Below are 14,398 nucleotides of genomic sequence, written 5' to 3' on the forward strand. Positions count from 1 at the left end.
CGGCCGTGACCCCCGCCCCGGTGCGGCCGTTCACGTGGGTGGCGGAGTCGCCCGACCCGTGCCGCCGTACCTCCAGCGGCTGTCCGGAGCGCACAGAAGGCTCAGCAGACGACCCATGGACCTCACCGTCCCCACCCCCACCCCCCGCCCTGCCGCGTCCGCACCCGCCCGGCCTCCCCGGGGGCAGGCCCGGCAGCCCGCCACCATCGGTCACGGCCCGCTGCCCGGCGGCCGTCCCGGCGAGCTGCCGCCCGTGCACCACGCCCTCGTCTGCGTGGCCCTCCCCGGACTGGCCGTCTCGGCCGAGCACGGCCAGCTCACCGGACAGGGCCTGGAAGGCGTCTACCACTCCGGGCGACGCCTGCTCTCCCGCTGCCGGCTGCGGGTCTACGGCCGCGACCCGCTCACGGTCCAGGGCAGGCTCACCTCGGCAGGCCGGGCCCGGTTCGTGGCCGTCGTCCGCTCCCCGGCCGACCCCGGACCCGACCCCGGCGTCTTCGTCGAGCGCTCACGGGACGCCGACGGCTCGGAGCGGATCGCACTGCGCAACACGACGGGCCGCCCGGTGCGCCTCCCCGTGGAGCTGGCCCTCGGCACGGACCTCGCCGTGCTCGGTGCCGTCGTCTCCGGCCGCCCCGGACCCGAGCTGCCGGCCACCGTCCACGGCTCGGGACTCCGCTGGACGGCGCCCGACGGCGCCCAGGCCGTCGTCACGGCCGACCCCCCGCCCCAGGACGCCCTCGCCTCCGCCGGCCTGCTGCGCTGGGAGCTCGACGTCGCCCCCGGCGCCACCCGCGTCGTCGAACTGTCCGTCAACGCGGGACGCCCCCTCAGACCGGCCGGCCGCACCGGCGGCCCGCGCCTCCCGGACAGCGGTGCCGAGGCCGACGACCCGCGGGCCGCGAGGCTCCTCAAGGCCGCCCTCGACGATCTGCGCGGTCTGCTCGTCCGCGACCCCGCGCACCCGTCCGACCTCCACCTGGCGGCGGGTGTGCCATGGCGGACGGGTCCCGCGCCGGCCGAGGCCCTCTGGGCCGCCCGCATGCTCCTCCCCCTGGGGACCCGGCTCGCCGCCGACACCCTGCGCGGCGTCGCCCGCTCGCTGGACGCCGGGCCCGGGCCGTCCGGGCGCGTCCCCGGGCCGCTTCGCGACGCGGGCCCCCACCTGCCGCCCGTCTGCACCGGGGTGGAGGCCACCCTCGCCTTCCCGGTGGTACTCGCCGAGGCCCGCCTCTGGGGGCTCCCCGAGCAGGACCTCGCGGCACTGCTGCCCACCGCCGAGCGCTGCCTGGACTGGCTGCGCGCCGCCGTGGACGACGACGGGCTGGTGGCCGAACCAGGCCCCGCCGGCCCCGTCAGACGGGCCGAGACGCAGGCCCACGGCCACCGCGCCGCCCTGCTCGGCGCCGGACTCCTGGAGGCGTGCGACCGGCCCGGCGCCGACGAGTGGCGTGACCGGGCCCGGGCCATGCGCCGGCGGTTCCGGCGGGACTTCTGGCTGGACGACGGCGCGGGCGGCAGACCCGCGGCCGCCCTCACCGCGGCCGGCAGACCCGTGCCGCACCTGGGCGGCGCCATGGCCCACCTGCTCGACACCGGCCTGCTCGGAGCCGGCCGCCACGCCGACGGGCTGCTCGACGAGGTGCGGGCCGGGCGGGTGGCCCGGCTGCTCGGCAACCCCGTGCTGGACACCGGCTGGGGCCTGCGCAGCCTCGGCGCCAAGGAGCCCGGGTACAACCCTTTCGGGCACCGCGCCGGGGCGGTCCGCGTCCACGAGACGGCCCTCGCCGTGTCGGGGCTCGCCGCCGCGGGGCACGAGGAGGCGGCGTCCGGGCTGCTGCGCGGTCTGCTGGACGCCGCGGAGGCCTTCGCGTACCGGCTGCCCGAGATGTACGCGGGGGAACAGCGCACCGAGGACGGCGCCCCGGTACCGCACCCCTCGGCGTGCCGCCCCGCCGCCGTGGCCGCGGCCGCCGCCGTCCACGTCCTCACCGCTCTCGCGGGCGTCCGTCCCGACGCTCCGGCCCGCACGGTCGCGCTGCACCCGGTACGCTGCGCCCCTTTGGGGGCGATCCGGCTCTCCGGGCTCAGTGTCGCGGGGCGGCCGTTCACGGTGCGCGTGAGCAGGCTGGGCCTCGGCATGGTCGAGGAGGCCGCCGACGGACTTCAGTTGGGGGTGTGACCACATGCGGACCGCTGCCGGGGAACGGGCGGAGGGACGAGCGGGCGGACGGCCGGGCGGGAGCGCGCCGGACACCGTGACCGGAGACCCCGACGAGCGTGTTTATCGTCAGGAAGACGACTATGATCGCGGCATGTCCCCCTACGACCCCTCGGCCTATCCGCCCTTCGCCGTGACCGTCGACCTGGTCGTCCTCACCGTGCGCCGCCACGCCCTGTGCGCACTGGTCGTCCGGCGCGGAGAGCCGCCGTTCCAGGGCCGCTGGGCGCTGCCCGGGGGATTCGTGCGGGCCGACGAGGACCTGGGCGCCGCCGCGGCGCGGGAGCTGGCCGAGGAGACCGGCCTGTGCGTGCACGACCCGGGCGACCCGACCCCCGCGCCCGGCGCCGGTGCCCACCTGGAGCAGCTCGCCACCTACGGCGACCCGAAGCGGGACCCCCGCATGCGGGTCGTCAGCGTCGCGCACCTCGCCCTCGCGCCCGACCTGCCCGCGCCCCGGCCGGGCGGTGACGCCAACAGCGTCCGCTGGGCGCCCGTCGAGGAACTGCTCAGCCCCGAGGCGGGCTTCGGGGACGAGTCGCCCGCGCCGCTCGCGTTCGACCACGCGCGGATCCTCGCGGACGGCGTCGAGCGCGCCCGCTCCAAGATCGAGTACTCCTCGCTGGCCACGGCCTTCTGCCCGCCGGAGTTCACGGTCGGCGAGCTGCGGCGGGTGTACGAGGCGGTGTGGGGCGTGGCGCTCGACCCGCGCAACTTCCACCGCAAGGTGACCGGGACGCCGGGCTTCCTGGTGCCCGCCGGCGGCACCACCACCCGGCAGGGGGGCCGTCCGGCGCAGTTGTTCCGTGCGGGCGGCGCCACACTGCTCAACCCGCCGATGCTCCGCCCCGAAGTCTGAGGAACCCGCGGGAGGCGCCGGGAATCCGGCACCCCGCGGCCCCCACCCTGCGCAGAAAGTCCGAAATGCCGGGTTATCGTGCTGCGGTACCCGCCCTGCCGCCGAGCGGTCTCACCTACCGCGAGAGAAACGATGCTCCAGGCAATCGGACTCACCAGCACGCCGCGCCGGAACCGCCCACCCGCCGTGGACGACCTCACCTTCGAGGCAAGGCCCGGACAGGTCACCGCCCTCCTCGGCCCCGCCGGAGCGGGCAAGACCACCACTCTGCGGCTCATGCTCGGCCTCGAACGGGGCCGGGGCGTCACCTACTTCCGGGGCCGGCCGCTCCACCGCGTCGCCCACCCGCCGCGAGAGATCGGCGTCCTCCTCGGTGACGTCCCCGGGCATCCCGCGCGCACCGTGCGCGGCCAGCTCAGGATGGTCTGCGCCGTCGCGGGCGTCCCCACCTCCCGCGCCGACGACCTGATCGACGCCGTCGGCCTCGAAGGGCTCGCCGACCAGCGGCTCGGCGCCCTCTCCCGCGGCATGGACCGCCGACTCGGCATCGCCGCGGCCCTGTTGGGGGACCCGCACGCGCTGGTCCTGGACGAGCCGGCCGCCGGGCTCCCGCCCCAGGAGGCCGCCTGGCTGCACGGCGTGCTGCGCACCCACGCCGCCCGGGGCGGCACCGTCCTGTACACCACCGCCGACACCAAGGAGGCCGCCCGCACCGCCGACCACGTCGTGGCGATCCGGGCCGGGCGCCTCGTCGCCGACCAGGACGCCGCCGCCTTCGCCCGCACCCGGCTGCGCCCCCGCGTCGCCGTCCGCACCCCCCACGCCGCCCGCCTCGCCGCGCAGCTCACCCGCGAGGCCCGCGCCGCCCGCCGCTCCGTCGAGGCCGTCGCAGAGCGGGGCGGCCTGCTGTACGTGTACGGCAGCGACTGCGCCGAGGTCGGCGAGACCGCCTTCCGTCACGGCATCCTCCTCCACCGCCTCACCGAGGAGACGGGCCCCGCCCCCGAGCCGGCGTCCACCCCCGAGTCCCGGACCTGCGGTCCCGAGGCCGCCGCCCACGCCGCCCCGGTCCGCCCCGTCCCCCGCGCGGCGCGGCGGCGCGGCGGGAGGAGGCGCCGGGGACCGCTGCGCCCCCTGCGCTACGAGCTGCGGCGCCTGACGGGAGTGCCCTCGACGGCACTCGCGCTCGGCGGCACCGTCGCCGGCTCCGCCGTGCTCGCCGTCCTGCTGGGGCGCCTCGCCGCCACGCCCCCGCCCGTCGCCGTCGCCGCCTGGCCGGAACTGCTGCCGCTGCCGCCCGCCGCGCTCGGGGCCGGACTCGTCGGCGCCCTCTCGTTCGGTGACGAGTACCGCTACCCCGTGCTCCCCACGGCCCTGGGCGCCGCCCCCCGCCGCCTCGGCCTGCTGCTGGCCAAGCTCGCCGTCACGGGCGTCACCGCGCTGCTGCTCGCCGTCGTCGTCGCCGTCGTCGACCTGGAGGCGCTGCGGCTCGTCTACGGCGGCGCGTTGATCCCCGTACCGGCCGACTGGCCTTCCCTCTGCGCCGGTTGGCTCGCCCTCGTCGTCGGATGCGGCTGGGCCGGACTGCTGGCCGCCGGGGTGTTCCGGGCCACCGCCGCGGGAATCGTCGCCGTCCTGGCCGTGCCCGTGGTCGTCGCGCCGACCGTCGAGGGGGCGCTTCTCGGCCCGGCCGTCCGCGCCGTCGCCGGGCTCCCCGCCCGCCTGCGCGAACTGGCCTGGCCCCGCTGGCCCCACGAGGCCGACCGGTGGCTCGACGGAGCCCTCGGCGTCGTGGCCCAACCCGTCGGTGTGGCACTGGGCTTGTCCCTGACCGCGCTCCTCTGCGCGTTTCTGTTCACGGGGCTACGGCGCGACGCCCGTTGGTGACCGATTGCCGTCGGAAGGTGATCGTTGCGTGCCAATCCGTCGCGAGCCCTTGGAATTTGTCCGGTTCCTTACGATAAGGCGTCAATTGCGGCGTGGGCGCCGATCACCCTTTCGTGTGCTTTTCACCAAAGACCTCAAGAGGTCCGGAAGCGACGCCGACAAAGGATGCGTGAGTACCCTTGCGCACACCATGATGACCGCCGGCCGCCCCACCGAGGCCGGCCTCCCCAGTTCGGGCGGTCTCGACCGCTACTCCTACGGGGAGACGCCCGCGGTCGACCGCGTCGGCGCCCCCGCCTGGGACGTCGGCGAAACGGAGTTGGGCCGGGTGGGCCGCCGGTCGGCGAGCAACCGCGGCCGCGGACTCCACGGCCAACTCGTCCAGCAGCTCGGCCAGATGATCGTCTCCGGCGACCTCGGCGCCGACCGCCCGCTCGTCCCCGAGGAGATCGGCCAGCGCTTCGAGGTCTCCCGCACCGTCGTGCGCGAGTCCCTCCGCGTCCTGGAGGCCAAGGGCCTCGTCAGCGCGCGCCCCAACGTCGGGACCCGGGTCCGCCCGGTCAGCGACTGGAACCTCCTGGACCCCGACATCATCGAATGGCGCGCCTTCGGGCCGCAGCGCGACGACCAGCGCCGCGAGCTCGCCGAGCTCCGCTGGACCATCGAGCCCCTCGCCGCCCGCCTCGCCGCCGGCCACGGGCGGGAGGACGTCCAGCAGCGCCTCGCCGACATGGTCGAGATCATGGGCCACGCCCTGACCCAAGGTGACGCGCTCACGTTCTCCCGCGCCGACACCGAGTTCCACTCGCTCCTCATCCAGCTCGCCGGCAACCGCATGCTGGAGCACCTCTCCGGCATCGTCTCCGCCGCGCTCCAGGTCTCCGGTTCCCCGGCGATCAGCTGCGACCGCCCCGGCGAGTCCTGCCTGAGCCACCACGCCCACATCGTGGAGGCCCTCGCCGCCGGCGACGGGCCCGCCGCCGAGGCCGCCATGCGGCAGCTCCTCACCATCCAGCCCGACGTGGACCGAGTGGTCCCCGCCCCGCGCGAGCACTGAACGCGGACCGTGACCGAGGGCCGCACGCACGGTGGCGCGGGGCGTCCGATGCCGTGCGAACACGGAGGCGCCGTACACGGGGCGCCGCCCGCGCACGTGTCGCCGGGCCCCACCGGGGTACCCGGACCGGGCTCGGCCCCGGGGTCCGGCGGCGCGGCCCGGACGGCAGCGCCCGGTGGCGCGGTCCCGACGGCGCGGTGGCCGTGACGCAGCGACCGTGAATGCGGGGTGATGATCCCTTTTGCTCCTGTTCATCATGCTCTGCGGTGTGACTCGGGCCACGTGGATTGGGCGTAACGCTCCTCGAAGCACGGCGATGACCTAAGAGGTGACAGCCGAAGAGGGAATACAGCCGCCGTCCACGGCGCTGTGCACCTCCGAGGTCCAGCCCGCGTCGCCGGCTCATTCCCCGCCGGCGGTCGTCGGCTCCGGCCCGATCACGGGCGGGGCCGGAAGCCGTTTCCATCGTTCCGAGAGGTTGTTCGTGTCGGCCAGCACATCCCGTACGCTCCCGCCGGAGATCGCCGAGTCCGAGTCTGTGATGGCGCTCATCGAGCGGGGAAAGGCTGATGGGCAGATCGCGGGCGATGACGTGCGTCGGGCCTTCGAGGCTGACCAGATCCCGCCAACCCAGTGGAAGAATGTTCTGCGCAGCCTCAATCAGATCCTCGAGGAAGAGGGTGTGACGCTGATGGTCAGTGCAGCGGAGTCGCCGAAGCGCGCCCGCAAGAGCGTCGCAGCGAAGAGCCCGGCGAAGCGCACCGCCACCAAGACCGTCACCGCCAGGACGACCACGGCGAGGACGGCCGCGTCCTCCCCGGCGGCTCCGGCGGCCCAGAGCGCGGACACCCCGGCCGACGAGGCCGGTGCCCCCGCCAGGAAGACCGCCGCGAAGAAGGCGACCGCGGCGAAGAAGACGGCCGTGAAGAAGACCGCGGTCAAGAAGACCACGGCCAAGAAGACGGCGGGCAAGAAGGACGCCGACGAGCTCGTCGAGGGCGAGGAGCTGCTCGACGACGTCGCCGCCGTCAAGGGCGAGGACGAGGAGGCCGACGGCGAGGCCAAGGGCTTCGTCCTGTCCGACGAGGACGAGGACGACGCGCCGGCCCAGCAGGTCGCCGTCGCCGGTGCCACCGCGGACCCAGTCAAGGACTACCTGAAGCAGATCGGCAAGGTCCCCCTCCTCAACGCCGAGCAGGAGGTCGAGCTCGCCAAGCGCATCGAGGCCGGCCTGTTCGCCGAGGACAAGCTCGCGAACGCCGACAAGCTGGCCCCCAAGCTCAAGCGCGAGCTGGAGATCATCGCCGAGGACGGCCGCCGCGCCAAGAACCACCTGCTGGAGGCCAACCTCCGTCTGGTCGTCTCCCTCGCCAAGCGCTACACCGGCCGCGGCATGCTGTTCCTGGACCTGATCCAGGAGGGCAACCTCGGTCTGATCCGTGCCGTCGAGAAGTTCGACTACACCAAGGGCTACAAGTTCTCCACGTACGCCACGTGGTGGATCCGCCAGGCGATCACCCGTGCCATGGCCGACCAGGCCCGCACCATCCGCATCCCGGTGCACATGGTCGAGGTCATCAACAAGCTCGCGCGCGTCCAGCGCCAGATGCTCCAGGACCTGGGCCGCGAGCCCACCCCGGAGGAGCTGGCCAAGGAGCTCGACATGACCCCCGAGAAGGTCATCGAGGTCCAGAAGTACGGCCGTGAGCCGATCTCGCTGCACACCCCGCTCGGCGAGGACGGCGACAGCGAGTTCGGTGACCTGATCGAGGACTCCGAGGCGGTCGTCCCGGCCGACGCGGTGAGCTTCACGCTCCTCCAGGAGCAGCTGCACTCCGTGCTCGACACGCTCTCCGAGCGCGAGGCGGGCGTGGTCTCCATGCGCTTCGGCCTCACCGACGGACAGCCGAAGACGCTCGACGAGATCGGCAAGGTCTACGGCGTGACCCGCGAGCGGATCCGCCAGATCGAGTCCAAGACCATGTCGAAGCTGCGCCACCCGTCGCGTTCGCAGGTCCTGCGCGACTACCTCGACTGAGCGAAGCTCGAACACGCTCGCCCGTACACGGCGCCCCGAAGGGCCCGGTTCCGTGAAGGAATCGGGCCCTTTGGCGTTGCGGGGATGCGGCCGCTCCCCGCGTGACTGACGCTGAGTAAGCGATATGCATCTCTGAGTCAGGAGGTCGAATGCGCGGTACGCGTCATCCCATCAGCAGGAAGCGGGCGGTCCTCGGGGTCCTGGCCGCCGTGGCGGCCGTCGTGCCCCTCGCCGCGCCCTCGCCGGCGGCGGCCGACAGCGGGGTCGTGGGCGGCCGGACGGCGAACGCGCCCGACACCCCGTGGGTCGTGGCCCTCTCCAGTCGTGACCGGTTCGGGCGTACGAGAGCGGGCCAGTTCTGTGGGGGCGTCGTCATCGCCCCGACCAAGGTGGCGACCGCCGCGCACTGTCTGCGGGAGGACGTGCTGGGCGTACGGGTCGAGGAGCTGCGGGACCTCAAGGTCATCGCCGGCCGCAGCGACCTCGGCGGGAGCGGCGGGCACGAGGTGGCCGTCAAGGACATGTGGATCAACCCCGCGTACGACGCCGGGTCCAACGCCGGTGACGCCGCCGTGCTGACGCTGGCCAAGGCGCTGCCGCGCGACTACGTGATCCCCGTGGCGCCCGCCGGCGACCCCGCGTACGCCGCGGGCACGAACGCCACCGTGTACGGGTGGGGGGACACCACGGGCATGGGGACGTACGCGCACACGCTGCACGTCGCCGACGTGTCCGTCCTGCCGGACGCGGACTGCGCCCGCGCCTACCCGGCGGGGCGGGGCGAGGCCCGGTACCTCCCCGCCACGATGCTGTGCGCCGGTACGAGGGAGGGCGGCCGGGACGCCTGCCAGGGCGACAGCGGCGGCCCGCTGATCGCGCGGGGCAAGCTCATCGGCCTGGTGTCCTGGGGCAGCGGCTGCGGGCTGCCGGGGAGCCCCGGCGTCTACACCCGGGTCTCGGCGGTGCTTCCCCCGTCGTGATCACCGCACCGCCCGGGCGGCCGCCGGGGCGGTACGGCCGCCCGACGCGGCCGGCCGTACGGCGAAGGGCGACACCCCGCCGTCACACGGGGTGCCGCCCTCCGCCGTACGGCTACGGGAAACGGCGGGCGGCCGATCCCCGCGGTGACGGGGGGCGGCCGCCCGATATCCGGTCCTGGACCGGTCTCGCTCGTCGTGGATGCGCGTGTCAGCGGTCCTCGTCGGCTGCTCCGGCCGGCACCGTGGTGAGCCGGTCCGTCTCATCCTGTATCTCCGCGGCGATCTTCTTCAGTTCCGGCTCGAACTTGCGGCCGTGGTGGGCGCAGAAGAGCAGTTCGCCACCGCTGGTCAGCACGACGCGCAGATATGCCTGGGCGCCGCAGCGATCGCAGCGGTCGGCGGCCGTCAGCGGGCTCGCGGGGGTCAGAACAGTAGTCACGTCGCCTCTTCTCTAGCTCGACGAGCTGTCGTACCAGGGTCAACATCCAACCAGGCCGAAAACGTTCCCGCTCGCGGCTTTTCCCCGAAACTTTTTCCAGGTGGCTGTCTGCTGCCGGTTGGCGGCGAATGAGCCGTATTGCGGTGTCGCTGTGCGTTACGGGTTTCGCGTTGCTTGGGTCGTATGTCCCCCCGGCCGGGTTGCCGGTTGTTCATGAGGACGTGCCCGGAGCCTAAATGGTTCATGCCTGGAAGGGAACGTGATGTCCACGTCACCCGGCCGAGTGATCGAACATTCATGCGACGCTGGACTAGCATGACTCTTCACGAGGGTGGCGTGACAACCGCTCTACCAGGCCTCTGTACGCTCAGACCGACACAGACGCCGACCCCGTACCCCTGTGGGCAAGAACCCAAATTCAGCGAGGAGCGAACCGCGTGACCGCCGAGACGTCCGTTCCGTCCAGTGCGCTGCTGACCGCAGACCGTGACGGTTCCAACTACACCGCGCGGCACCTGCTCGTACTCGAGGGGCTCGAAGCGGTCCGCAAGCGCCCCGGCATGTACATCGGGTCCACCGACAGCCGCGGCCTGATGCACTGCATCTGGGAGATCATCGACAACTCCGTCGACGAGGCCCTGGGCGGCTACTGCGACCACATCGAGGTCGTCCTCCACGACGACGGCTCCGTGGAGGTCCGGGACAACGGCCGCGGCATCCCCGTCGACGTCGAGCCCAAGACCGGCCTGTCCGGCGTCGAGGTCGTCATGACCAAGCTCCACGCCGGCGGCAAGTTCGGCGGCGGCTCGTACGCGGCCTCCGGCGGCCTCCACGGCGTGGGCGCCTCCGTGGTGAACGCGCTGTCGGCCCGCCTCGACGTGGAGGTCGACCGGAACGGCGCCACGCACGCGATCAGCTTCCGCCGCGGCGTCCCCGGCGTCTTCACCGAGTCCGGGCCCGACTCCCCCTTCGCCCCGGCCAGCGGCCTGCGCAAGGCCAAGCGCGTCCCGAAGACCCGCACGGGCACGCGGGTGCGGTACTGGGCGGACCGGCAGATCTTCCTCAAGGACGCCAAGCTCTCCCTGGAGACGCTGCACCAGCGCGCCCGCCAGACCGCCTTCCTCGTCCCCGGCCTGACCATCGTCGTCCGCGACGACCGCGACCTGGACGGCGTGGGCAAGAGCCAGGAGATCTTCCGCTTCGACGGCGGCATCAGCGAGTTCTGCGAGTTCCTCGCCCCGGACAAGCCGGTCTGCGACGTGCTGCGCCTCACCGGCCAGGGCACCTTCAAGGAGACCGTCCCGGTCCTCGACGAGCGCGGCCACATGACGCCCACCGAGGTCACCCGCGAGCTCGGCGTCGACGTGGCGCTGCGCTGGGGCACGGGGTACGACACGACGGTCAGGTCGTTCGTCAACATCATCGCCACGCCCAAGGGCGGTACGCACGTCACCGGCTTCGAGCGGGCCGTCACCAAGACCGTCAACGAGGCCCTGCGCGCCGCCAAGCTGCTGCGCGTCGCCGAGGACGACGTCGTGAAGGACGACGCCCTGGAGGGCCTCACCGCCGTCGTGACCGTCCGGCTGGCCGAGCCGCAGTTCGAGGGCCAGACCAAGGAGGTCCTCGGCACGTCCGCCGCGAACCGGATCGTCGCCAACGTCGTCGCCAAGGAGCTGAAGGCGTTCCTGACCTCCACCAAGCGCGACGCCAAGGCCCAGGCCCGCGCCGTGCTGGAGAAGGCCGTCGCCGCCGCCCGCACCCGCATCGCGGCCCGGCAGCACAAGGAGGCCCAGCGCCGCAAGACCGCCCTGGAGACCTCGTCCCTGCCGGCCAAGCTCGCCGACTGTCGCAGCGACGACGTCGAGCGCAGCGAGCTGTTCATCGTCGAGGGCGACTCCGCGCTCGGTACGGCGAAGCTCGCCCGGAACAGCGAGTTCCAGGCGCTCCTGCCGATCCGCGGCAAGATCCTCAACGTCCAGAAGTCGTCCGTGTCGGACATGCTGAAGAACGCCGAGTGCGGCGCGATCATCCAGGTCATAGGGGCGGGATCCGGCCGGACCTTCGACATCGACGCCGCCCGGTACGGGAAGATCGTCCTCCTCGTCGACGCCGACGTGGACGGCGCGCACATCCGCTGCCTGCTGCTCACCCTCTTCCAGCGGTACATGCGCCCCATGGTCGAGGCCGGCCGCGTCTTCGCCGCGGTGCCGCCGCTGCACCGCATCGAGCTCGTCCAGCCGAAGCGGGGCCAGGACAAGTACGTGTACACGTACTCGGACAACGAGCTGCGCCAGACCCTGCTGGAGTTCCAGCGCAAGGGCGTCCGGTACAAGGACTCCATCCAGCGCTACAAGGGCCTCGGCGAGATGGACGCCGACCAGCTGGCGGAGACCACCATGGACCCGCGCCACCGCACGCTGCGCCGGATCAACATCGGCGACCTGGAGGCGTCGGAGCAGGTCTTCGACCTGCTGATGGGCAACGACGTGGCGCCCCGCAAGGAGTTCATCACCAGCTCGGCGGCGACGCTGGACCGCTCGCGCATCGACGCCTGAGGCCCGTCCCCCGCGGGGGCGCGCACCCCGACCCGTCGGCCGGACCATGTTCCGGCCGGCGGGTCTTCGGCTTCCGGGTCACCTGATGGGGTGAAGTAGCCGGGAGGAGAGTCCGAGATCTTCCCGTTCTGCCCATGCTTGGCCACGCGGCCGAAAAGGACCGCTGACAGGGAGAGTCACGGGTGGACGACTGGGAAGGTCGCGACGCCGCCGCGACGCGGGGGGAGGACCCCTGGCGCGACGTGCTCGCCTCGGAGTGGGGCGGACCGGACGCGGTGACGGCCCCGGGCGGCACGGCCGCCCCGGCGGGCAGGGAGCCCCCGGAGGCCGCGGCGATGGGCGTACCGGTCCCGCGCCCGCCCGGCACGGCCGCCGACGGCGAGCGGCGCCCCAGTGCGGCCGAGGTCTACCTGGAGGTGCAGCGCAGCCCGGCCTTCCAGGAGGTGCGCGGCCGCTACCGCCGGTTCGTCGGCCCGGCCACCCTCGCCTTCCTCACCTGGTACCTCGGCTACGTCGTCGCCGCGACCGCCGCGCCCGGCCTGATGTCCCGCCCCGTCCTGGGCGCGGTGAACGTCGCGATGGTCGCGGGCCTCGGCCAGTTCGCCACCACCTTCGCCCTCGCCTGGGCCTACGCCCGCCACGCCCGCGTGCACCGGGACCGCGCCGCCCTCGACCTGCGCTGGGAGACCCAGCAGATGACCCGGGAGGCCCGCGTTGACCGGTGACCACCAGACCCTGGCCCTGCTCCTGTTCAGCGCGTTCGTCGCGGTGACCCTCGCCATCACCACCCGGGCGGGCCGCCGGCGCCGCGGGTCGGCCGAGGAGTCCTCCACCGGGGGACGGCTGTTCTCCCCCATGGAGAACGGTTTCGCCCTCTCCGGCGACTACCTGTCCGCCGCCTCGTTCCTCGGCGTCTCCGGACTGATCGCGCTCAACGGCTACGACGGCATGCTGTACTCCGTCGGCTTCCTCGTCGCCTGGCTGGTCGTCCTCCTCCTCGTCGCCGAACTCGTCCGCAACTGCGGGCGCTTCACCCTCGCCGACGTGGTCGCCGCCCGCATGGGCGAGCGCCGGGTCCGCACGGCGGTGGGCGCGTCGTCCGTCACCGTGTCCGTCCTGTACCTGGTGGCGCAGATGGTCGGCGCCGGCAGCCTGGTCTCCCTGCTCCTGGGCGGTACGGGCGACGCCGCGCGCTCGTGGACGGTCCTCGGCGTGGGCGCGCTCATGGTCGTCCACGTGGCGCTGGGCGGGATGCGCGCCACGACCTGGATCCAGATCGTCAAGGCCGTGCTGCTCCTGGCGGGCGCGCTCGCCCTCACCGTGCTCGTCCTCCTGCGCTTCCACGGCGACTTCAGCGCCCTGCTGACCACCGCCGCCGAACGAAGCGGCCACGGTCGGGACTTCCTCGCGCCCGGCCTCGGCCACGGCGGGGACTGGACCGCCCGTGCGGACTTCATCAGCCTCGGCCTCGCCCTGGTGCTCGGCACGGCGGGGCTGCCGCACCTCCTCGCCCGGTTCTCCACCGTGCCCACCGCCGGCTCCGCCCGGCGCTCGGTCGTGTGGTCCATCGGCCTCATCGGCGGCTTCTACCTGATGACGATCGTGCTGGGCTTCGGCGCCGCCGCGATCGTCGGCAGCGACGCCGTACGCGCCTCCGACCCCGCCGGGAACACGGCCGTACCGCTGCTCGCGCTCGACCTCGGCGGGGGAGCGGGCTCCACCGGCGGCACGGTCCTCCTCGCGGTGGTCGCGGCCGTCGCCTTCGCGACGATCCTCGCCGTCGTCGCGGGCATCACCCTCGCCTCCTCCACCTCCGTCGCGCACGACCTGTACACCTCGTACACCCGCGGCCGGGACGGCGGCGCGGGGCGGCGGCGGTACGGCGAGGTCGCCGTGGCCCGGATTTCCACCGTCGTCGTCGGCGGCACGGCGGTCGGCCTCGCCCTGCTCGCCCGGGACCTGAACGTCGCGTTCCTCGTCGGCCTCGCCTTCGCGGTCGCCGCCTCGGCGAACCTCCCCGTCCTGCTGTACTCGCTGTTCTGGCGCCGCTTCACCACGCGCGGCGCGGTGTGGTCCGTGTACGGCGGCCTGGTCCCCGCCGTGCTGCTCGTCGCGCTGTCGCCGGTCGTGTCCGGCAGTCCCGACGCCCTGTTCCCCGGCGCGGACTTCCACGTCTTCCCGCTCCGGAACCCGGGGGTGGTCTCCATCCCGCTGGGCTTCCTCGCGGGCTGGCTCGGCACGGTCACCTCCCCGGAACCCCCGGACGAGGCCAAGCACGCGGAGACCGAGGTACGCGCCCTGACCGGCGCGGGCGCGGTCTGAGCCGGACGCGCGCCACCCGGTACGCGCCCGGACCCGGCAC

10 protein-coding genes are annotated in these 14,398 nt (G+C 73.8%); 9 read left to right on the plus strand and 1 reads right to left on the minus strand.

Features of this window, described 5'->3' with window-relative positions:
* Window positions 1–115: 115 nt before the first annotated feature.
* From IE106_RS07835 to IE106_RS07865, 6 genes are all read left to right on the plus strand, one after another.
* On the plus strand, window positions 116–2,182 hold the full coding sequence (locus IE106_RS07835) for a glycogen debranching N-terminal domain-containing protein (protein ID WP_189531332.1): 2,067 nt from the start codon (window positions 116–118) through the stop codon (window positions 2,180–2,182).
* A gap of 133 nt (window positions 2,183–2,315) precedes the next feature.
* The gene (locus IE106_RS07840; RefSeq protein ID WP_189531334.1) at window positions 2,316–3,080 is read left to right on the plus strand and encodes an NUDIX hydrolase; all 765 of its coding nucleotides are present in this window, start codon (window positions 2,316–2,318) and stop codon (window positions 3,078–3,080) included.
* A gap of 132 nt (window positions 3,081–3,212) precedes the next feature.
* A complete protein-coding gene (locus tag IE106_RS07845) occupies window positions 3,213–4,967 on the plus strand; it encodes an ABC transporter ATP-binding protein (RefSeq protein WP_189531336.1) in 1,755 nt (584 codons plus the stop codon).
* Between the two features lie 169 nt (window positions 4,968–5,136).
* Window positions 5,137–6,024 carry a FadR/GntR family transcriptional regulator gene (locus tag IE106_RS07850; RefSeq protein WP_189531338.1) on the plus strand — a complete coding sequence of 296 codons (888 nt, stop codon included), beginning with the start codon at window positions 5,137–5,139 and terminating at the stop codon, window positions 6,022–6,024.
* Between the two features lie 484 nt (window positions 6,025–6,508).
* Window positions 6,509–8,062, plus strand: a complete 1,554-nt coding sequence (locus tag IE106_RS30210) for an RNA polymerase sigma factor (protein ID WP_229840166.1) — start codon at window positions 6,509–6,511, stop codon at window positions 8,060–8,062.
* 149 nt (window positions 8,063–8,211) lie between these two features.
* A complete protein-coding gene (locus IE106_RS07865; RefSeq protein WP_189531342.1) occupies window positions 8,212–9,042 on the plus strand; it encodes a serine protease in 831 nt (276 codons plus the stop codon).
* 208 nt (window positions 9,043–9,250) lie between these two features.
* Here the strand turns inward: IE106_RS07865 and IE106_RS07870 are convergent, their stop codons facing one another.
* Window positions 9,251–9,481 (minus strand): DUF7455 domain-containing protein, encoded by a 231-nt coding sequence (locus tag IE106_RS07870; protein ID WP_023586158.1) that lies wholly within the window; start codon window positions 9,479–9,481, stop codon window positions 9,251–9,253.
* A 437-nt stretch (window positions 9,482–9,918) separates the two neighbouring features.
* Between IE106_RS07870 and IE106_RS07875 the strand changes: the two genes are divergently transcribed.
* The 3 genes from IE106_RS07875 (at window position 9,919) to IE106_RS07885 (ending at window position 14,358) form a co-directional block, all read left to right on the plus strand.
* On the plus strand, window positions 9,919–12,036 hold the full coding sequence (locus IE106_RS07875; protein WP_189531344.1) for a DNA gyrase/topoisomerase IV subunit B: 2,118 nt from the start codon (window positions 9,919–9,921) through the stop codon (window positions 12,034–12,036).
* Between the two features lie 182 nt (window positions 12,037–12,218).
* A complete protein-coding gene (locus IE106_RS07880) occupies window positions 12,219–12,761 on the plus strand; it encodes a DUF485 domain-containing protein (protein WP_189531346.1) in 543 nt (180 codons plus the stop codon).
* Window positions 12,751–14,358, plus strand: coding sequence for a monocarboxylic acid transporter (locus tag IE106_RS07885; protein ID WP_189531348.1), 1,608 nt, complete (start codon window positions 12,751–12,753; stop codon window positions 14,356–14,358). Before IE106_RS07880 ends, IE106_RS07885 begins: the two co-directional genes overlap by 11 nt.
* Window positions 14,359–14,398 lie beyond the last annotated feature (40 nt).

Source organism: Streptomyces roseolilacinus (assembly GCF_014649335.1).
GTDB classification, from domain to species: domain Bacteria; phylum Actinomycetota; class Actinomycetes; order Streptomycetales; family Streptomycetaceae; genus Streptomyces; species Streptomyces roseolilacinus.